We start from the raw sequence: 20915 nt of genomic DNA on the forward strand, positions 1-20915 counted from the left end.
GGTGGTCTTGCAGCTCGGTGACAGTCAACATTGATGGAGAGGTCATCGTATAACTTGTGATTGACATCCCCTTAAAGCCTCGCAAATAATCGCCCGCCAATGTTGTACGACGACGTATGACATAAAATAAAAACAACAAAAAACAAGGGAGCGTTATCGTGAGCAGACTCGCCCGCAATTCCTTCACCAGCACCCCTCGCCGCACCTTCGTCCGTCGCCAAACCCTCAGTCTGATCGGTTGCAGCAGCCTGGCCTTCGTCCTGCCCATGACCAGTCAGGCCGAAGGTTTCATCGATGACGCCAAGGCCACGTTGAATCTGCGCAATGCCTACATCAATCGCAACTTCACCAACCCGAACAATGCCCAGGGCAAGGCTGAAGAGTGGACGCAGAACTTCATCCTTGACGCCAAATCCGGGTTCACTCAGGGTCCCGTCGGTTTCGGCGTGGATGTGCTCGGTATGTACTCGCAAAAACTGGACGGCGGTAAGGGCACGGGCGGCACGCAGTTGCTGCCGATCCATGATGACGGCCGCCCCGCCGACAACTTCGGCCGTCTGGGTGTGGCGCTGAAAGCCAAGGTGTCGAAAACCGAATTGAAGGTCGGGGAATGGATGCCGGTGCTGCCGATCCTGCGCTCCGATGATGGTCGCTCGCTGCCGCAAACCTTTCGCGGCGGCCAGGTCACCTCCACCGAACTCAGCGGCCTGACGCTCTACGGCGGCCAGTTCCGCGGCAACAGCCCGCGCAATGACGCGAGCATGGAAGACATGTCGATGAACGGCAGAGGCGCGTTCACCTCCGACCGCTTCAACTTTGGCGGCGGCGAGTATGCGTTCAATGAAAAGCGCACTCAGGTCGGCGTCTGGTACGCGGAACTCAGCGACATTTATCAGCAGCAGTATTTCAACCTGAGCCATAGCCAGCCTATGGGTGACTGGACCCTGGGTGCCAACCTCGGTTACTTCATCGGCAAGGAAGACGGCAGCGCGCTGGCCGGCGACCTCGACAACAAAACCGCGTTCGCCCTGCTCTCGGCCAAATACGGCGGCAATACCTTCTATGTCGGCCTGCAAAAACTCAGCGGCGACAGCGCCTGGATGCGCGTCAACGGCACCAGCGGCGGCACGCTGGCCAACGACAGCTACAACGCCAGCTATGACAACGCCAAGGAACGCTCCTGGCAGGTGCGCCACGACTACAACTTCGTCGCCCTCGGCATCCCCGGCCTGACGCTGATGAACCGCTACATCAACGGCGATAACGTGCACACCGGGGCGATCACCGATGGCAAGGAATGGGGCCGCGAATCGGAACTGGCCTACACCGTGCAAAGCGGCGCGCTGAAGAGCCTCAACGTCAAATGGCGCAACGCGACCATCCGCCGCGATTTCAGCACCAATGAATTCGATGAGAACAGGATCTTTATCAGTTACCCGATTTCGTTGTTGTAAGTCGGACATTGCTAGCTGCATACCCTGTGGCGAGGGAGCTTGCTCCCGCTGGAGTGCGAAGCGCTCCCAATCCGATCTCTGAATGTTCCTGAACTTCTGGTTTGGGGGCTGCTTCGCAGCCCAGCGGGAGCAAGCTCCCTCGCCACAGGTTCAGTGCACTCACTGGATGAACATGACCCTCCGTCAATTTCAACCAAAGTCGCGTTGACAAGCGCCGGAAAGCCTAACAATACTTCGGCCAAGTCATACGACAACCTACAACAACCAATAACTACAATTATCTAGCTCAGGGATTTACATGACGACCACATCCCCATTCAATCGCCTGCTCCTGACGGGCGCCGCCGGTGGCCTCGGCAAAGTCCTGCGCGAACGCCTGCGACCTTACGCCAACGTCCTCCGTCTGTCGGACATCGCCGACATGGCGCCAGCCATTGATGATCGCGAAGAAGTCGTGCCGTGCGACCTCGCCGACAAGCAAGCGGTGCATCAACTGGTCGAAGGCGTGGACGCGATCCTGCACTTCGGCGGCGTGTCGGTAGAGCGTCCGTTCGAAGAGATCCTGGGCGCCAACATCTGCGGCGTGTTCCATATCTACGAAGCGGCCCGTCGCCATGGCGTGAAGCGGGTGATTTTCGCCAGTTCCAACCACGTCATCGGCTTTTACAAGCAGGACGAAACCCTCGACGCCCACTCCCCTCGCCGCCCGGACAGTTATTACGGCTTGTCCAAGTCCTACGGCGAAGACATGGCCGGTTTCTACTTCGATCGCTATGGCATCGAAACCGTCAGCATCCGCATCGGCTCCTCGTTCCCGGAACCACAGAACCGCCGAATGATGAGCACCTGGCTGAGCTTCGACGACATGACCCGACTGCTCGAACGCGCGTTGTACACCCCGAATGTCGGCCATACCGTGGTGTACGGCATGTCCGACAACAAGAACGTCTGGTGGGACAACCGTTTCGCCGCACACCTGGGTTTTGCGCCACAGGACACCTCCGAAGTGTTCCGCGAAAAAGTCGAAGCCCAGCCAATGCCCACCGAAGATGATCCGGCCCGGGTTTATCAGGGTGGTGCCTTTGTCGCGGCCGGGCCGTTCGGCGACTGAGCCCTCGCCAATCCCCACATAACAAAGCCAAGGGAATGCGTTGCCATGCAAGTCGAATTGATTGTCGATGCCCGCAATGCGGTCGGTGAAAGCCCGGTGTGGGTCCCCGAGGAAAACGCCCTGTACTGGGTCGATATTCCGGCCGGTGGATTACAGCGCTGGAATGCCGACAGCGGGCACGTTCATGCCTGGAAAGCCCCGCAAATGCTCGCCTGCATCGCTCGTCACAGCGCGGGGGGCTGGGTCGCCGGCATGGAAAGCGGATTCTTTCACCTGCACCCGCACAACGATGGCAGCCTCGACAGCGAACTGCTGGCCCGCGTCGATCACGCCCGCCCCGACATGCGCCTGAACGATGGCCGCTGTGATCGTCAGGGCCGTTTCTGGGCCGGCAGCATGGTGCAGAACATGGGCGCCAACGCCGTAGATGGCACGCTCTATCGCTACAGTGCCGGACAACCCGGGCCGCTCGACGCCCGGCTCAGCGGTTTCATCGTGCCCAACGGCCTGGGCTTCAGCCCGGACGGCAAGACGATGTACCTCTCGGATTCGCACCCGAATGTGCAGCAGATCTGGGCCTTCGATTACGACATCGACAGCGGCACGCCGTCCAACCGCCGGCTGTTCGTCGACATGCATCACTTCCTCGGCCGCCCCGATGGCGCGGCGGTGGATACCGAAGGTTGCTATTGGATCTGCGCTAACGACGCCGGGCTGATTCACCGTTTCACCCCCGATGGCCGACTGGATCGCTCCCTCCCCGTGCCGGTGAAGAAACCGACCATGTGCGCCTTCGGTGGCAGCCAGCTCGATACGCTGTTTGTGACCTCGATCCGTCCCGCTGACGACCATGACGAACAGTCGCTGGCCGGCGGCGTGTTCGCCCTCAACCCCGGCGTCAAAGGCTTGCCCGAGCCGGTGTTCGACGAATTGCTGTAACCCCTCTGCTGCATCGCTGTGCCTTGAATAAAAACAACAACAAGACTGGAGACACACCTCATGGATTTCAAACGCACCTTGCTCGCCGCCGCACTTCCCATCACTGCAGCACTCACCTTCACCCTCAGCAGCGCCGCCCAGGCGCTGGAAATCAAATTCGCCGACATTCACCCCGCCGGTTACCCGACCGTGGTTGCCGAAGAACAACTGGGTAAAACCCTGGTGGCCGACAGCAACGGCAAACTGACTTTCAAGATGTTCGCCGGCGGTGTGCTCGGTTCGGAAAAAGAGGTCATCGAACAGGCCCAGGTCGGCGCCATTCAGATGGCCCGGGTCAGCCTCGGCATCGTCGGGCCGGTGGTGCCGGACGTGAACGTGTTCAACATGCCGTTCGTGTTCCGCGACCAGGCGCACATGCGCAAAGTCATCGACGGTGAAGTCGGTGACGAAATCCTCGACAAGATCACCCACTCCGAATTCAACCTGGTCGCCCTGGCCTGGATGGACGGCGGCACGCGCAATATCTACACCAAGAAACCGGTTCGCAGCCTCGCCGACCTCAAAGGCATGAAGATCCGCGTGCAGGGCAACCCGATGTTCATCGACACCATCAATGCCATGGGCGGCAATGGCATCGCGATGGATACCGGCGAGATTTTCAGTGCCTTGCAGACCGGGGTGATCGACGGCGCGGAAAACAACCCGCCGACCCTGCTCGAACACAACCACTACCAGAACGCCAAGTTCTACAGCCTGACCGGGCACCTGATCCTGCCCGAGCCGATCGTGATGTCGAAAATCACCTGGGAAAAACTCAGCCCCGACCAGCAAGTGTTGGTGAAAAAAGCCGCCAAAGCCGCACAGGCCCAGGAACGCACACTGTGGGATGCGAAGTCCGCCAGCAGCGAAGAAAAACTCAAGGCCGCCGGCGTCGAGTTCATCACCGTCGACAAAAAACCTTTCTATGAAGCCACCGCTTCGGTCCGGGAAAAATACGGCGCGCCTTACGCCGACCTGATCAAGCGCATCGAAGCCGTTCAGTAACCCTCCCTGCATTCATGAAAGGCCCGGCACTGTTGACGAGCGAATCGTCAGCGGCGCCCGGTTACGGTGAAATCCGATGAAGAATTTGCTGCTGCGCATCAACGACAGGATTTACATGACCTGCATCTGGGTCGCCGGCCTGTCGGTCCTGGCTATTTCCCTGATCATTCCCTGGGGCGTCTTCGCCCGTTACATCCTCGGCACCGGTTCCAGTTGGCCGGAGCCCACCGCGATCTTGCTGATGATGGTCTTCACCTTCATCGGCGCCGCCGCCAGTTATCGTGCCGGTGCGCACATGGCCGTGGCCATGCTCACCGACCGCATGCCCCCCGAACTGCGCAAGACCATGAGCATTATTTCGCAACTGCTGATGGCGACCATTTGCCTGTTCATGGCCATCTGGGGCACCAAGCTCTGCATGTCCACCTGGAACCAGTTCATGAGCGCCTTGCCTACCTTGCGCGTGGGCATCACCTACATGCCGATCCCCGTAGGCGGTGTGCTGACGCTGATTTTCGTGCTGGAAAAACTCTTGCTCGGAGACCAGAGCAACCGTCGGGTCGTGCGTTTCGACCTGGTTGAAGAAAGCGAAGGTGCCGCCTAAATGGACGCTCTGATTCTGCTCGGCAGTTTTATCGCTTTGATCCTGATCGGGATGCCGGTCGCCTACGCCCTTGGGCTTTCTGCCTTGATCGGGGCGTGGTGGATCGACATCCCGTTCCAGGCGCTGATGATTCAGGTCGCGGGCGGCGTTAACAAATTCTCGTTGCTGGCGATTCCTTTCTTCGTGCTCGCCGGTGCGATCATGGCCGAGGGCGGCATGTCCCGCAGGCTGGTGGCTTTTGCCGGGGTGCTGGTGGGGTTCGTGCGCGGCGGCTTGTCGTTGGTGAACATCATGGCCTCGACCTTCTTCGGCGCGATTTCCGGCTCTTCGGTGGCTGACACGGCATCGGTCGGTTCGGTGCTGATTCCGGAAATGGAGCGTCGCGGCTATCCGCGGGATTTCTCCACCGCCGTGACAGTCAGCGGTTCAGTACAAGCCCTGTTGACGCCACCCAGCCATAACTCAGTGCTGTACTCGCTGGCTGCCGGGGGGACCGTTTCGATCGCTTCGCTGTTCATGGCCGGCGTGGTGCCGGGCCTGCTGATGAGCGCGTGCCTGATGGTGCTGTGCCTGATCTTCGCCAGAAAGCGCAATTATCCCAAGGGCGAAGTCATTCCCCTCAAGCAGGCGCTGAAAATCTGCGGTGAAGCGATGTGGGGCATGATGGCGATGGTCATCATTCTCGGCGGGATTCCCTCGGGCATCTTCACCGCCACAGAATCGGCGGCGATCGCGGTGCTGTGGTCATTCTTCGTCACCATGTTCATTTACCGCGACTACAAATGGCGTGAGCTGCCCAAGCTGATGCACCGCACGGTGCGCACGATCTCGATAGTGATGATCCTGATCGGCTTCGCCGCCAGCTTCGGCTACATCATGACGCTGATGCAGATCCCGGCGAAGATCACCACGATGTTCCTGACCCTGTCGGACAATCGTTACGTGATCCTGATGTGCATCAACGTGATGCTGCTGTTGCTCGGCACGGTGATGGACATGGCGCCGCTGATCCTGATCCTCACGCCGATTCTGATGCCGGTGATTCTGGGCATTGGCGTGGACCCGGTGCAGTTCGGCATGATCATGCTGGTGAACCTGGGGATCGGCTTGATCACGCCACCGGTGGGCGCGGTGCTGTTTGTCGGCTCGGCGGTGGGCAAGGTCAGCATCGAAAGCACCGTGAAAGCGCTGCTGCCGTTCTATGGCGTGCTGTTCCTGGTGCTGATGGCCGTGACCTACATTCCCGCCATTTCGCTGTGGTTGCCGCATTTGGTGTTGTGACCTCAAAAGATCGCAGCCTTCGGCAGCTCCTACAGAATTTGTGTTCGTCCGATATTTCACGGGCGTGCGCGATTTCAATGTAGGAGCTGCCGCAGGCTGCGATCTTTTCAACCATTCAACGCAGGGCGAAAATCATGACCCTCAACACCCTCGAACTCGAAGACGAACTCACCCGCTTCACCCTCGCCCCGGAACTCGGTGCGAGCATCGTCAACTGGACTGTGCGCAGTACCGGCCAGCCGCTGTTGCGCCACAGTGACCAACACGCCTTGAACACCGGCCTGCCCGGCAAACTCGCCTGTTACCCCCTGGCGCCATGGTCGAACCGCATCGACAAAGGCGGTTTCGACTGCCCGGATGGCTGGCTCGCGCTGACACCCAACAGCCTCACCGATCCGCTGCCGATCCATGGCAGTGCCTGGCAACAGCCGTGGCAGATCATCTCGCACACCCGCGATGAAATCGTCCTGCAACTCGACAGCACCACGCCCTTCGCTTATCGCGCAAGGCAACGTTTCCATCTGAGCGAGGGCAAGTTGAGCATCGATTTGCAGGTCACCCATCTGGCTGAACACGCCGCCTGGCATGGGCTCGGTTTACACCCCTATTTCCCGCGCACTGCAGACACTCGGTTGCAGACGCAGGCGCGAGAGGTCTGGTTGTGCGACGGCGCAAAACTGCCGACACAACTCAGTTCGATTCCTGAGGAATGGGACTTCAGCCAGACCCGGGCATTACCCGAAACGCTGGTGGACAATGGCTTTTGCGCATGGGACGGCCACTGCCTGATCCAGCAACCCGAGCTGGGTTATGAACTGGAATGCCAAGCCACCGGTAGCGACTACTACCTGCTCTACTGCCCCGTGGGCCTGGAGTTTTTCTGTATCGAACCGGTAAGCCATCCGGTCAACGCCCATCACTTGCCGGGCCGGCCAGGGTTGCGTTTGCTGGAGCAAGGGCAATCTGCCGAGCTCGGTTTCAGCCTGCGCTATCGCTACGCCAACAGCTGAGTCAGCACCGCGCGCAACTTGCCGGGTTTCACCGGTTTGTTCAGCAGCGGTGCGTCGAGTCGCTGCAGTGAGCGCCGACACTGGTCGGTGCGGTCGGCGGTGATGATCACCGCTGGAATCGCCTGGCTGAAATGCTCGCGCAAATGCCGGACCACTTCACAGCCCACCACCCCGTGGTCCAGGTGATAATCCGCCAGAATCAATTCCGGCGCCTGTCCCTGCAAAGCCATCAGCGCGGTGGCCTCGTCGGTGGCGATGACCACCTCGCAGCCCCACTGCCCGAGCAGCGCGCTCATGCTTTCAAGAATGCTGACTTCGTTATCCAGCACCAACAGCCGCCGGCCCGGCAACGGGTTGCCGGTACTTGGTTGCGGTGCGGCCTGACTGATCGGCAGTGGAATCTCATGGGAAATCGGCACTTCGATGCTGAACATCGAACCGCGCCCCGGCAGCGAATGAACCTGAATCCTGTAGTCGAGGATCTTGGCGATGCGTTCGACAATCGCCAGTCCCAGGCCCACGCCCTTGCGATCGGCGGCGCGCCCGACGTCCAGTTGGTTGAATTCGAGGAAGATCGAGTCAAGACGATCCGCAGGAATCCCGCGCCCGGTGTCCCAGACTTCGATACGCAGCGCATCGCCCCGGCGTCTTGCCCCCAGCAGAATGCAGCCTTCGTCGGTGTAGCGGCAGGCATTGCTGAGGAAGTTGCGCAAAATCCGCGTCATCAAGCGCAAGTCGGTATGAATGGCGTAATCGCCCATGTGGACCCGCAGGTTCAACCCGGCTGCCGCCGCCACAGACTGAAACTCCGAGACCAGTGGCGCGAGCAATTCGTCGAGGCGGTACAGGGCAATATCCGGCTTCACCGCGGCCTGATCGAGTCGGGAAATATCCAGCAGATCGGTGAGCAAATCTTCCGCCCCTTCCAGCGCCTGATGCGTGCGCTCCACCAGCACCTGTTCGACGTCGGGCAGTTTGCGCTCGCGCAAGGTTGAGATCAGCAAACGCGCGGCGTTGAGCGGTTGTAGCAAGTCGTGACTGGCGGCGGCGAGGTATTTGTCCTTGCTACGATTGGCGGCTTCGGCGGCATCACGGGCATCGCGCAAGGCTTCGGCGGCGTCCAGCAGCTCGTTGGTGCGCGCGGTGACCCGCTGCTCCAGTTCGTCATTGAGTTGTTGCAGGCGCTGCTGAGCGAGTTTTCGTTCGGTGATGTCGGCGACAAAGCCCTCCACCAGGCCTTCCTGATCCGGTTTGAGCAGCAGGTTCATCAACACGTCGAGGACGCTGCCGTCCTTGCGCCGCAGCTGAGTTTCATAGCCCAGCAGGCTGCGCTCGCGCTGGAGGATTTCGCCGATGCTTTCCAGCTCTTGCGCCCCTCCGACGAACAACGTGCCCGCCAGGTCCGTCAGGGAAAACAGCACCTCCTGGGGGTTTTGATAGCCGAGCATCCGCGCCAGCGCCGGGTTGGCGGCGCGCATGCCCTCCAGCAGGCTGGCCTGGAAGATCCCGTGTACCGCGTTTTCGAACAGCCATTTGTAGCGGTTGCGTTCGGTTTCCAGTTCATCCAGGCGCGCGGCCAGTTCCGGGTAATGACTCTTGCGCGCCGAGTGGTTGCCTAAGCCGAGTAACCCGGCCAGCGCCCGTTGTTGCTCGTCAGAGGGCTTCGCCATAGACGACCTCGACGTCGCGCTGACTGGATTCACGCGGGTTGGTAAGGATGCACGGGTCGTGCATGGCGTGTTGCGACAGGAACGGAATATCCGCGGTACTCACCCCGTGCAGGCCCAGGGTTTCGTGGAAGCCGATGGCGTGTTTGAGGGCGATCAGGTGGTCGACCAGCCGCCCGCAAATCTGCCGGTGATTGAGGCCACGGCAATCAATACCGAAGGTCTCGGCGATCACCTTGAAGCGCTCCGGCGCCGAGCTGTAGTTGAACGCCACCACGTGTTCCACCAGCACCGCATTGCACAAACCATGAGGCAGATCGAGAAAGCCGCCAAGGCTATGGGACATGGCGTGCACCGCGCCAAGGATCGCGTTGGAGAACGCCAGACCGGCCTGCATACTGCCGAGCATGATTTTCTCGCGCAGGGCGATGTCGCTGGGGTTAGCGATCATTTGCACCAGATTGCCGTTGATCAGCCGCATCGCCTCCAGCGCATGAGGGTCGGTGAGCGGCCCGTGACCGGTGGAGACAAAGGCTTCGATGGCATGGACCAACGCGTCGATGCCGGTACAGGCCGACAGGAACGGGTCCATGCTCAGGGTGGTTTCCGGGTCGATCAGCGACACGTCCGGCACTGCGGCCTTGCTGACGATGGAGAATTTCATGCGTTCTTGCTGATTGGAGATGATCACGAACTGCGACACATCGGCCGACGTGCCGGCGGTGGTCGGGATCAGGATCAGCGGCGGGCTGGGCATGCGCAACATGTCCACGCCCTCGAATTCGAGAATGTTGCGTCCGTGGGCGACGACAATGCCGATACCCTTGCCGCAATCCATCGGGCTGCCGCCGCCGATCGCCACGATCACATCGCAGTGATTCTCCCGGTACAGCTCGGCGCCGAGCATGACCTCTTCGATCCGCGGGTTAGGCGAAACGTCGCTATACAAAAAGAAATCAATACCCAAGGCTTGCAGGCTGGCCTCGACATCGGCGACCCAACCGGCGGCAATCACACCGGGGTCGCTGACCACCAGCACCTTGCGGGCGCCAAAGGTCTTGGCGTAGTTACCGACGTTGTGCCGACAACCGGCACCGAAGATGATTTCTGGCGAAACGAATTTACGCAGCTGGCTGAGATTCTGGCTCATTGGAAAGCCTGTTTTTATTGTTTTGAAGGTACAGACCACACTAACGCATCCGGCTGCGAATGCAATCAGACCAATGGATAGCGAGCCAGCCCGGGGGGCCACCCCAATTTCAGATTCACCGAAGATCCCCTGTGGGAGCGAGCCTGCTCGCGATGGCTGTCTTCCAGTCAATATGAGGTTGTCTGACACTCCGTCATCGCGAGCAGGCTCGCTCCCACAGGGGTTTGCGTTTGCAATTCATCCGCGATAAATCAGCCGCGAAGCCTTTTCATTGCGCAAGGTCAGGTGTTCCATGCCCTGCCCCGGCGCGTCGGCTTCGTCCCGGGCCTTGAGAATAACGTCGTGGTGCGGCGACTTGCTGCACACCGGATCCGCGTTACTCGCATCGCCGGTGAGCATGAACGCCTGGCAGCGGCAGCCGCCGAGGTCCTTGTGCTTTTCATCGCAGGAACGGCACGGCTCTTTCATCCAGTCATCGCCGCGAAAACGGTTGAAACCGAAGGAGTCGTTCCAGATGTGCGCGATGCTGTGCTCACGCACGTTGGGAAACTGCACCGGCAACTGGCGGGCGCTATGACAAGGCAATGCCGTGCCGTCCGGGGTGATGTCGAGAAACAGGTTGGCCCAGCCATTCATGCAGGTCTTGGGGCGTTCTTCGTAGTAATCCGGGGTGACGAAAATCAGCTTGCACGGGTGGCCCTCGGCTTCAAGCCGCTGGCGGTATTCATTGGTGATGCGCTCGGCGCGCTGCAACTGTTCGCGGGTCGGCAACAAGCCGACGCGGTTGAGTTCGGCCCAACCGTAGAACTGGCACGTCGCCAATTCGACGAAATCCGCCTCCAGCTCCAGGCACAGTTCGATGATCTGCGCGATCTGGTCGATGTTGTGCCGATGGGTGACGAAGTTCAGCACCATCGGGTAACCCTGGGCCTTCACCGCCCGGGCCATGGCCAGTTTCTGGGCGAAGGCCTTGCGCGAGCCGGCGAGCAGATTGTTCACTTGTTCGTCGGCGGCCTGAAAGCTGATCTGGATGTGGTCCAGCCCGGCAATCTTGAAGTCGCGGACCTTCTGTTCGGTCAGGCCGATACCCGAGGTGATCAGGTTGGTGTAGTAACCCATGTCCCGCGCGGCCTTGATCAGCTCGGCGAGGTCTTGGCGCACCAACGGCTCGCCACCGGAAAAACCCAGTTGCGCAGCGCCCATCTCTCGCGCCTCGCGGAACACCCGAATCCATTCTTCTGTGCTCAACTCCTCGCCCTGCTGGGCGAAGTCCAGCGGGTTGGAGCAATACGGGCATTGCAGCGGGCAGCGATAGGTCAGCTCCGCCAGCAACCACAGCGGTGGGCCGGGTTGCTGTTCGATCTGGCTCACAAGATGATCCCCCGGTGCCAGACCCGCTCCGTGGTGACGGTGTGATACGGCGGGCGATCCAGCTCATAGGCCATGCTCATCGCGTCGAGCATGCTCCACAGCACATCGAGCTTGAACTGCAGAATCTCCAGCATGCGTTGCTGGCCTTCGACCGTGACGTAATGCGCCAGGGTGATGCGCAAACCATGCTCGACATCGCGCCGGGCCTGGCTCAGACGTGTACGGAAATAGTCGTAGCCGGCCGGGTCGATCCATGGGTAATGGGTGGGCCAGGCGTCGAGCCGGGACTGGTGGATCTGTGGCGCGAACAGTTCGGTCAGCGAGCTGCTGGCCGCTTCTTGCCAGCACGCGCGACGGGCGAAATTGACGTAGGCGTCCACGGCGAAACGCACGCCCGGCAGCACCCGCTCTTGCGAAAGGATTTGTTCGCGATCCAGCCCCACGGCTTCGCCCAATCGTAGCCACGCTTCGATGCCGCCTTCACTGCCGGGAACGCCGTCATGGTCGAGGATCCGTTGCAGCCATTCCCGGCGCACATCGCGGTCCGGGCAATTGGCGAGGATGGCGGCATCCTTGAGCGGGATGTTCACCTGGTAATAGAAGCGATTGGCGACCCAGCCCTGAATCTGCTCGCGGGTGGCACGCCCGGCGTACATGGCTTGGTGGAATGGGTGGTGGATGTGGTAATAGGCGCCTTTGGCGCGCAACGCCTGTTCGAATTCGGCGGGGGTCATGGGGGTGTCGGTCATTGCGGTTCTCCGGGGAATAACCGTTGGGTTCTGCGGTGTCTGGTCTGGCCTCATCGCGAGCAGGCTCGCTCCCACAGGAGTCCGGGTCTTAGCCGATTTTCTGCACAAAGCAGGTCCATTGTGGGAGCGAGCCTGCTCGCGATGGGGCCATCCGCTACAGCTCAATACTCATGCCGTCATAAGCCACTTCAATCCCGCGCCGCTCCAGCAAGGCGCGCTCGGCCGAGTCTTCATCGAGGATCGGGTTGGTGTTGTTGATGTGGATCAGCACCTTGCGCTGACGGCTAAAGCCCTCCAGCACGTCGAGCATGCCGCCGGGGCCGCTTTGTGGCAGGTGGCCCATTTCGCTGCCCAGGCTCTGGCCGACTTCGCACACACGCATTTCATCGTCGCGCCACAGCGTGCCGTCCAGCAGCAGGCAGTCGGCACGCTGCATCCAGCTCAACACCTCGGCATCAACTTGCCCCAGCCCCGGCGCATAGAAAACCGATGCGCCGCTGCGCAGGTCTTCAATGAACAGGCCGATGGTGTCCCCCGGTTGCGGGTTGCCACGGTTGGGCGAGTACGGCGGTGCGTTGCTGACCAACGCAATCGCGCGAAATTGCAGCTGTGGGCAGGCCGCGATGCTGAACGGCTCGCGATCCAGTCCGATGGGTTGCCACTGCAAGCCACCGTTCCAGTGTTTGAGCATGGTGAACAAAGGAAAGCCGCTGCTCAGGTCTTCGTGAACCCGCTCGGTGCACCAGACCGCATGCGGGCAGCCTTCGCGCAGGCTCAACAAGCCGGTGCAATGGTCGATCTGACTGTCCAGCAGAACGACACCGGCAATCGCCGTGTCACGCAAGCGTCGGGCCGGTTGCATCGCCGGGAAGCTCTCGAGTTGCGCGCGAATGTCCGGTGAAGCATTGCAGAGCACCCACTCCACACCGTCGTCGCTCAGGGCAATGGACGACTGCGTGCGGCGTTGTGCACGCAAGTTGCCGTTGCGCATCGCGGCGCATTGACGGCAGTTGCAGTTCCATTGCGGAAAACCGCCGCCAGCGGCGGAACCGAGAACGCGGATGTGCATGGGGTGCCTCCAGAAGGCAGGCCCGGCCAACGCGACGGCTGACCGGGCGATCAATCAACGGTTGGCGAAATACATCGTCACTTCGAAGCCAATGCGCAGATCGGTAAACGCGGGTTTATTCCACATGGGTCAATCCTCTTCTTGTGCCGGTCAATTCCGGTAAGACCATTAATGCACGGGGGATGAGATGACCGAATGCTACTTTCGAAGGAGGTTGTGGGGTGCGTTGGTAGGGGGTGTCACAAGATCTTCAACCACATGGAGAACCACTGTGGGAGCGAGCCTGCTCGCGATAGCGGACTAACAGTCAACATCATATCGACTGTGCTGGCCTCATCGCGAGCAGGCTCGCTCCCACCTTTGAACTGCGTTACCCGGCAATGACGGACAGACACAAATCCACTGTGGGAGCGAGCCTGCTCGCGATGACGGACTAACAGTCAACATCAATATCGACTGTACTGGCCTCATCGCGAGCAGGCTCGCTCCCACAGGGTTTGTGGTGTTCCTGCGGGTTAGAAGAACCCCAACGGATTGATGTCGTAGCTCACCAGCAGGTTTTTGGTCTGTTGGTAATGGTCGAGCATCATCTTGTGGTTCTCACGGCCGACACCGGATTTCTTGTAGCCACCGAACGCGGCGTGGGCCGGGTACAGGTGGTAGCAGTTGGTCCAGACGCGCCCGGCCTTGATCGCCCGGCCCATGCGGTAGGCGCGGTTGATGTCGCGGGTCCACAGCCCGGCGCCGAGGCCGAACTCGCTGTCGTTGGCAATCGCCAGGGCTTCGGCTTCGTCCTTGAAGGTGGTGATACCCACCACCGGGCCGAAGATTTCTTCCTGGAACACGCGCATTTTGTTGTGGCCTTTGAGCAGGGTCGGCTGGATGTAATAGCCGCTCGACAAATCGCCTTCAAGACGCTCGGCCGCGCCGCCGGTAAGCAGCTCGGCGCCCTCCTCCTGAGCGATCTTCAGGTACGAGAGGATCTTGTCGTATTGCTGCTCGGACGCCTGGGCGCCGACCATGGTTTCGGTGTCCAGCGGGTTGCCGCGCTTGATCTTGACGATCTTCTTCATCACCTCGGCCATGAACGGCTCGTAGATCGATTCCTGCACCAGCGCCCGGGAAGGACAGGTGCAGACTTCACCCTGATTGAAGAACGCCAGCACCAGGCCTTCGGCGGCTTTCTCGATGAACTGCGGCTCGGCGTTCATGATGTCTTCGAAGAAAATGTTCGGCGACTTGCCGCCCAGCTCGACGGTGCTTGGAATGATGTTCTCGGCGGCGCAATGCATGATGTGCGCGCCCACCGGGGTGGAACCGGTGAAGGCGATTTTGGCGATGCGCTTGCTGGTGGCCAGCGCCTCACCGGCTTCGCGACCGAAGCCCTGGACGATGTTCAGCACGCCCGCCGGCAGCAAGTCGGCGATCAGCTCGGCGAACACCATGATCGACAGCGGCGTTTGTTCGGCGGGTTTGAGCACGATGCAGTTGCCGGCCGCCAGGGCCGGGGCGAGTTTCCAGGCGGCCATCAGCAGCGGGAAGTTCCACGGGATGATCTGCCCGACCACGCCCAGCGGTTCGTGGAAATGATAGGCGGTGGTCAGTTCGTTGATCTCGGCGGCGCCGCCTTCCTGAGCGCGGATGCAACCGGCGAAGTACCGGAAGTGGTCGGCGGCCAAAGGTACGTCGGCGTTGAGGGTTTCGCGCACGGCCTTGCCGTTGTCCCAGGTTTCGGTGACGGCGAGGATTTCCAGGTTCTGCTCGATGCGGTCGGCGATTTTCAGCAGCACCAGCGAGCGATCCTGCGCCGAGGTTTTACCCCAGGCATCGGCGGCGGCATGGGCAGCGTCGAGGGCTTTTTCGATGTCGGCGGCGCTGGAACGCGGGAACTCGGCGATCACTTCACCGGTGACCGGTGAGGTGTTGGTGAAGTACTCGCCGTTGATTGGGGCAACGAATTCGCCGCCGATGAAATTGCCATAGCGCGGTTTGAAGGAAACGATGGCGCCGGCTGTTCCGGGTTGTGCGTAGATCATGGTGGGCCTCTGTCTGGGTCGATGCCTGTCGAGCCAACAGGCGATGAACCGATAGTAGAGAGCCCCGCCTGCCAGACGAATGCGCCGTTGGCAGGGGGATTCTCGTTATTTGGTAGTAGGTTTGCCCACAAAACTCCTTGTGGGAGCGAGCCTGCTCGCGATGGGGCCAGTACATTCAACAATGATGTTAACTGTCAGACCGCTATCGCGAGCAGGCTCGCTCCCACAGGGTTATGCGGTGAATTTTGAGTTAATGTTTCGCCACCAGGTCTTTAGGCAACTTGAACGTCCAGAGCATGCCGCCCTGGTTGAAGTCTTTGACGCGCTTGGCCACTTCGCCGCCCCACAGCGGTACCGCGCCGCCCCAGCCGGAGAGCACGGAGACGTATTGTTCGCCGTCCATTTCCCAGGTGATGGGCGAGCCGAGCACGCCGGAACCGGTCTGGAATTCCCAGACCTTCTCGCCAGTCTTGGCGTTAAACGCTTGCAGGAAACCTTCCGGCGTACCGGTGAACACCAGATTGCCCTTGGTGGTCAACACCCCGCCCCACAGCGGCGCGAAGTTCTTGTGGCGCCAGACTTCCTTGCCGGTTTTCGGGTCGATGGCGCGCAGCACGCCGATGTAGTCTTCATTCAACGGTTTGATGGTGAAACCGGCGCCGAGGAACGCCGCGCCTTTCTTGTAGGCGATGCCTTCGTTCCAGATGTCCATGCCCCATTCGTTGGACGGCACATAGAACAGGCCGGTGTCGCGGTTGTAGGCCATCGGCATCCAGTTTTTCGCCCCCAGGAACGCTGGCGCGACGAACACCGAACTGCCTTTGGCCTCGGAACCTGGCGCACCCGGACGGCTGGCGTCGTTGTAGATTGGCCGACCGTTTTTATCCAGGCCGCTGGCCCAGGTGATCTTGTCCACGAACGGGAAGCCACGGATGAATTTGCCGTTGGTGCGATCGAGCACGTAGAAGAAACCGTTACGGTCCGCCGTGGCCGCGGCTTTGATTTCCTTGCCGCCTTCGTTGTAGTTGAACGACACCAATTCGTTCACGCCGTCATAATCCCAGCCGTCGTGTGGCGTGCTCTGGAAGTGCCATTTGATCGTGCCGTCATCCGGGTTCAGCGCCAGGCGCGACGACGAGTAGAGGTTGTCGCCAGGACGCAGGTGCGAGTTCCACGGCGCCGGGTTACCGGTGCCGAACAACAGCAGATTGGTTTCCGGGTCGTAGTAGCCGCCCAGCCAAGGGGCTGCGCCGCCGGTTTTCCACAGATCGCCCGGCCAGGTCTTGCCGGCTTCGCCGCCGGAGATGCCGTTCTCCACAGCCTTGCCGTCGTTGTAGACATAACCCATGTGACCTTCGACGGTCGGCCGGCTCCACAGCAGGCTGCCGTTTTTAGGATCGTAGGCTTCGATCTTGCCCACTACCCCGAACTCGCCACCGGCCACACCGGTGATCAATTTGCCGTTGATGACCAATGGCGCGGCGCTGATGGAATAGCCTTCCTTGTGGTCGGCGACTTTCTTGCTCCAGACGACTTTGCCGGTGTCCTTGTTCAGGGCCACGAGCTTGGCGTCGAGGGTGCCGAAAATCACCAGATCGCCATACAGCGCAACGCCACGGTTGATCACGTCGCAGCACGGACGGATGTCATCGGGCAGGCGCGCGTCGTATTGCCAGAGCTTGCGGCCGGTGCGCGCATCCACCGCGAACACCCGCGAGTAGGAGCCGGTCATGTACATCACGCCGTCCTTGATCATCGGCTGCGCTTGCTGACCGCGCTGTTTTTCCCCGCCGAACGAAAAGGCCCAGACCGGTCGCAGGTCCTTCACGTTGTCGACATTGAGGGTGTCCAGCGGGCTGTAGCGCTGACCCTGGACGCCCAGGCCGTTGGTGACGACCTGCTCCGGGTTCTTCGGGTCCTGGAGGATGTCTTGATCGGAGACTGCGGCCAATGCCTGGCCAGACAACAGCATGGCACTGAGCAGCATGCTCAAAACGAAGGGTTGGCGACGTGCGGGTTGGGTCATGACGGCTGCCTCTGCGGTTTTTTGTTATACCCGGGAAATTTTCCCGGTCTGGTGCAGATTCTTGGGCGCCGCCGCCCTTGCAACAATTACCCGCAGTGCGGAGATTGCTAGTTCCTTAGTACCGGGTCGGATTATACGAACACCGGATATGTTGATCGACACCAGTCCCCTGTGGGAGCGAGCCTGCTCGCGATGAGGCCCTCACATTCAGCATTGATGTCGTCTGATACACTGCCATCGCGAGCAGGCTCGCTCCCACAGGGGTTTTGTGTTGATCATTTGTTTGCGGCGGAATCCACCCGCCTCATCTGCCCCCGTTCGTAACGCGGGTACAAATGGCTGACGCTGCGGATCAGTTCATAGCGACTCAGGCTGATCCCGGCGAAACGCTCGGGGATGGGGCTGCGGATCATCTCGGCCATATCGCTGCCATTGGCGGCGCCATCGCGCATCAGCTGGTCCAGCCAGGTCAGGTAATCGTGCATCTGCTCGAACGGTTTTGTATCCGTGGCCACCGGCCCATGGCCGGGGACGATCAGTGTCCACGGTAATCCCTGCAGGGTCGCGATCTCGGCCAGCCACACCGACAGCCCCGGGCTGTTGGGCGTGGTCAGGGCGCGTTGATAAAACACCAGATCCCCGGCAAACAACACGCCGGTTTTCTGGTCGAGAATAGCCAGATCCGCGCCGGTGTGCCCACCCAGACTCAGTAGGCGCAGATCGTGGTTCCCAAAACTGTGCATGCCTGGCGTCAGCAACTGCGTCGGCAACACCACTTCGGTGCCGCGCATCCAGTCACCCACCAGCCGATACATGTTTTCAGCCATGGCATCACCCTGCTGTCGCAACAGTTCGGTGGTACCGGCCAAGGCGCCAATCGGCACGTCGGTGAAAGCCTGATTGCCCAACACATGGTCGGGATGGTGATGGGTCAGCAGCACCTGAATCACCGGTTTATCGGTGTTCGCCGCAATCGCTTTGCGCAGGGCCTCGCCATAGCGTTTCGACGGCCCGGTGTCGATGACCACCACACCCTTTTCCGTGACGATGAACGCGGTGTTGACGATGTTGCCGCCGTTGCTCTTGGCGAAGTTGTCGGTGCTGCCTTCCAGCAACCAGGTGCCCTCGGCGATCTGCCGGGGCTTGAGTGCGTAATCGGGATCGGCCAGGGCCGGCAGGCTCAGACTGATGAACAACAGCAGCATCCAGCGCATCACTCGCTCCTTGGGTCAGGGAATGGCCGCATCGAATTGATTGCCGCTGTTGTCGCGCAGCACCAGACGCGTCTGCCCTGCTCCTTCGATGTCGAAGGCCAGATTGGGGTTTTCGCTGACCGCCGGGAACAACTCCAGACTCGCGAGCAATTGATCGTTTTGATCGCGCAGCTCGGCCTGGTTGATGAAAAATTCCGGGATGCCGCTGACCATGCCGTTGTCCATCGGATGCGCCACCTGCAAACGCACACGACTGAATTCGCCACGGGGATAGCGACCGCCGAATACTTCGCCGATGTGTTCTTCCCAACCCGGTTGCGTGCGCACCACGCTTGGCGCCGTACAACCGCCGCCCGCCGCATCGATCAGGGTCGAGCCGACATGCCACAGCCCGTCGCGGGTCAGTACCGCCGCACGCAACGGCGTTGCCTGTTCAACGCGGATGCGGATCGACAGCCATGGCAGCACACCGGTCAAGGGTTCGAAGTCGACGATTTTCGGCAGCGGATTGAGTTCGGCCCAGGCGAGGATGCGCACCACTTCACCCTTGAACGCCCGAGCGTCGATTTCCAGCGGCACTTGTCGGGCGTCTTCGGCAAATGGCGGCGCGAGCAACTTGACCCGCTCGTCGAACACGAACGGTGCGTCGCCGAGCATCTGCTTGTGATAGAACCCCCACATCACCGACGGCACCGGGTCTTTACCCGGCTCGACGTCAACCGCGTTCGCGGCCAAGGGTAACCAGCAGGCCAACAGACAACTCGCTCGCCAGTTCACTATTGATACATCTCGGGCACGTCATACCGCAGGCCGTAACGGGCATAAATGGCTTTCACCGCGCCCTCGCGAATCAACGCTTCCAGCGCCTCTTCCACGGCGTAGGCCAGTTGCCGATTGCTTTCATGCACCGCCATGCCGATCTCCCAAAGCTGTTTGCCCATGTTCGGGTAGGCGTTTTCCGCCAGCGCCACTTGCGGGTCGGCGGCCTGATGGACTTGCCAGTCGATCTCGCCGCGCATGGCCATTACCGCGTCGACTTCACCGGCCTTCATCGCGGAAAAGGCCTGGGGCACGCCCGGGTAGTGATGGGTCTTGGCGGCGAGCATGCCGTTGAACACCGAGGTCAGGTAAAACGACGGCACGCTGTCGACTTCAACACCGATCGGGTGTTGCTGGAACACCGCGACGCTGGCCACTGAGTCCAATCGACGACGGTCATAGGCCACTTGCCATTGTTCGGTCTGGTACGGCCCGAACATCACCACATGGCCGTTTTCCAGTTCACCCAGTTCATTGCGTTTCTGTGCGTAATCGCGATCGTACGGCACGCGCATCATCAGGTCGGCCAGTTGTTGATTGTGCAACTGGCTGGCCCGCCAGATGTAATCGCGCAGGTCGTCGTCGAGTTTTTCCCCGGCGGGTGCCCAAATCAGTTTCAGGCGTACCCCCATGGCCTTGGCCAGGGCCTGGGCGAGTTCGACGTCGACCCCGCGAGCCTGACCAGCGTCTTCAAAGCTGTAGGGCGCGAAGTCCTTGTACACCGCGACTTTCAGCTCGGCGGCGGCGATCATTTCGTCATAGGTACGGACCTGCGCCTGCGCTGCCTGGCAACACAGCCACACCGCACTGATCAACACCGCGAGCAAACGCATGGGTCACTCCTCGACGCGCACGCTGTCCAGGTAGGTGCGTACCGCCCACAAGGCTTCCTGACTCAGGTAGTCGGCCATTTTCGGCATGTACACCCGGCCGTCACGCACCGCGCCATGGCGCACGCGTTCGACGAACCATTCATCACCCGCCTCGCCGGCGTCGAGCATGCGCAAGTCAGGGGCGATGCCGCCGGACTTGGCTTCCAGGCCATGACAGGCCGCGCAGTTCTGGTTGTAGGCCGAAGAGCCGATCTGCACGGCTTTTTCACGTTCCGGGGAGGAACGGTAAGGGTTCGCCGCCGCCCAACCATCGGCATCGACTTGCACACCGGCATCCTTGATCGGGGTCAGTCCCTGGGTTTCGACGGCTTGGGGGACCACGTTGCCGTGGGCCCAGACGGAACCTGCGTTGATGAAACCGGCCAGCAGTCCGGCAACGAGCAAGGCGTTGCGTTTTGTTGTCATTGTTCTGCCCTCAAGATTGCACGCAAAACCTCTTTGAAGAGGCTATGGCACCCATCTTAGGAACGGCTTTGCG

At 60.8% G+C, this 20915-nt stretch carries 19 protein-coding genes; 7 read left to right on the plus strand and 12 right to left on the minus strand.

What is annotated here, in order from left to right; all coding sequences use genetic code 11:
* Nucleotides 1–158 precede the first annotated feature (158 nt).
* The 7 genes from ACZ89R_RS06030 (at nucleotide 159) to ACZ89R_RS06060 (ending at nucleotide 7443) form a co-directional block, all read left to right on the plus strand.
* Nucleotides 159–1454, plus strand: coding sequence for an OprD family porin (locus ACZ89R_RS06030; protein ID WP_429546372.1), 1296 nt, complete (start codon nucleotides 159–161; stop codon nucleotides 1452–1454).
* Nucleotides 1455–1752: 298 nt separating this feature from the next.
* Nucleotides 1753–2565, plus strand: a complete 813-nt coding sequence (locus tag ACZ89R_RS06035; RefSeq protein ID WP_429546371.1) for an NAD-dependent epimerase/dehydratase family protein — start codon at nucleotides 1753–1755, stop codon at nucleotides 2563–2565.
* Between the two features lie 45 nt (nucleotides 2566–2610).
* Nucleotides 2611–3504, plus strand: coding sequence for an SMP-30/gluconolactonase/LRE family protein (locus tag ACZ89R_RS06040; protein ID WP_429546370.1), 894 nt, complete (start codon nucleotides 2611–2613; stop codon nucleotides 3502–3504).
* 60 nt (nucleotides 3505–3564) lie between these two features.
* On the plus strand, nucleotides 3565–4548 hold the full coding sequence (locus ACZ89R_RS06045) for a TRAP transporter substrate-binding protein (protein ID WP_007899503.1): 984 nt from the start codon (nucleotides 3565–3567) through the stop codon (nucleotides 4546–4548).
* Nucleotides 4549–4624: 76 nt separating this feature from the next.
* Nucleotides 4625–5152 (plus strand): TRAP transporter small permease, encoded by a 528-nt coding sequence (locus ACZ89R_RS06050; protein WP_123495195.1) that lies wholly within the window; start codon nucleotides 4625–4627, stop codon nucleotides 5150–5152.
* A complete protein-coding gene (locus ACZ89R_RS06055) occupies nucleotides 5153–6433 on the plus strand; it encodes a TRAP transporter large permease (RefSeq protein ID WP_429546369.1) in 1281 nt (426 codons plus the stop codon).
* 134 nt (nucleotides 6434–6567) lie between these two features.
* Entirely contained in the window at nucleotides 6568–7443 is an 876-nt protein-coding gene (locus ACZ89R_RS06060; RefSeq protein ID WP_429546368.1) for an aldose 1-epimerase, read from the plus strand.
* Here the strand turns inward: ACZ89R_RS06060 and ACZ89R_RS06065 are convergent.
* From ACZ89R_RS06065 to pedF, 12 genes are all read right to left on the minus strand, one after another.
* Nucleotides 7428–9113, minus strand: a complete 1686-nt coding sequence (locus ACZ89R_RS06065; protein WP_123495201.1) for a PAS domain-containing hybrid sensor histidine kinase/response regulator — start codon at nucleotides 9111–9113, stop codon at nucleotides 7428–7430. The genes ACZ89R_RS06060 and ACZ89R_RS06065 overlap by 16 nt on opposite strands.
* Nucleotides 9097–10260, minus strand: coding sequence for an alcohol dehydrogenase-like regulatory protein ErcA (ercA, locus tag ACZ89R_RS06070; RefSeq protein WP_429546367.1), 1164 nt, complete (start codon nucleotides 10258–10260; stop codon nucleotides 9097–9099). Before ercA ends, ACZ89R_RS06065 begins: the two co-directional genes overlap by 17 nt.
* Nucleotides 10261–10497: 237 nt before the next feature.
* Complete coding sequence (pqqE, locus tag ACZ89R_RS06075) at nucleotides 10498–11631, minus strand: pyrroloquinoline quinone biosynthesis protein PqqE (RefSeq protein ID WP_429546366.1); 1134 nt, start codon at nucleotides 11629–11631, stop codon at nucleotides 10498–10500.
* Nucleotides 11628–12380: a pyrroloquinoline-quinone synthase PqqC gene (gene pqqC, locus ACZ89R_RS06080; protein WP_429546365.1), complete on the minus strand. Its 753-nt coding sequence runs from the start codon at nucleotides 12378–12380 to the stop codon at nucleotides 11628–11630. The genes pqqE and pqqC overlap by 4 nt, the downstream gene beginning before the upstream one ends.
* Before the next feature lie 154 nt (nucleotides 12381–12534).
* Nucleotides 12535–13449, minus strand: coding sequence for a pyrroloquinoline quinone biosynthesis protein PqqB (gene pqqB, locus ACZ89R_RS06085; RefSeq protein WP_429546364.1), 915 nt, complete (start codon nucleotides 13447–13449; stop codon nucleotides 12535–12537).
* Between the two features lie 54 nt (nucleotides 13450–13503).
* The gene (pqqA, locus tag ACZ89R_RS06090) at nucleotides 13504–13575 is read right to left on the minus strand and encodes a pyrroloquinoline quinone precursor peptide PqqA (RefSeq protein WP_010455123.1); all 72 of its coding nucleotides are present in this window, start codon (nucleotides 13573–13575) and stop codon (nucleotides 13504–13506) included.
* A 389-nt stretch (nucleotides 13576–13964) separates the two neighbouring features.
* On the minus strand, nucleotides 13965–15485 hold the full coding sequence (gene exaC / locus ACZ89R_RS06095) for an acetaldehyde dehydrogenase ExaC (RefSeq protein WP_429546363.1): 1521 nt from the start codon (nucleotides 15483–15485) through the stop codon (nucleotides 13965–13967).
* A gap of 250 nt (nucleotides 15486–15735) precedes the next feature.
* Complete coding sequence (locus tag ACZ89R_RS06100) at nucleotides 15736–17511, minus strand: PQQ-dependent methanol/ethanol family dehydrogenase (protein WP_429546362.1); 1776 nt, start codon at nucleotides 17509–17511, stop codon at nucleotides 15736–15738.
* A 275-nt stretch (nucleotides 17512–17786) separates the two neighbouring features.
* Nucleotides 17787–18725 (minus strand): quinoprotein relay system zinc metallohydrolase 1, encoded by a 939-nt coding sequence (locus tag ACZ89R_RS06105; RefSeq protein WP_429546361.1) that lies wholly within the window; start codon nucleotides 18723–18725, stop codon nucleotides 17787–17789.
* 15 nt (nucleotides 18726–18740) lie between these two features.
* Nucleotides 18741–19502 carry a quinoprotein dehydrogenase-associated SoxYZ-like carrier gene (locus ACZ89R_RS06110; protein WP_429546360.1) on the minus strand — a complete coding sequence of 254 codons (762 nt, stop codon included), beginning with the start codon at nucleotides 19500–19502 and terminating at the stop codon, nucleotides 18741–18743.
* Nucleotides 19502–20377, minus strand: coding sequence for a substrate-binding periplasmic protein (locus ACZ89R_RS06115; RefSeq protein WP_429546359.1), 876 nt, complete (start codon nucleotides 20375–20377; stop codon nucleotides 19502–19504). The genes ACZ89R_RS06110 and ACZ89R_RS06115 overlap by 1 nt, the downstream gene beginning before the upstream one ends.
* Before the next feature lie 3 nt (nucleotides 20378–20380).
* Nucleotides 20381–20842, minus strand: coding sequence for a cytochrome c-550 PedF (gene pedF, locus ACZ89R_RS06120; RefSeq protein ID WP_063343417.1), 462 nt, complete (start codon nucleotides 20840–20842; stop codon nucleotides 20381–20383).
* Nucleotides 20843–20915 lie beyond the last annotated feature (73 nt).

Source organism: Pseudomonas sp. TE3728 (assembly GCF_056279145.1).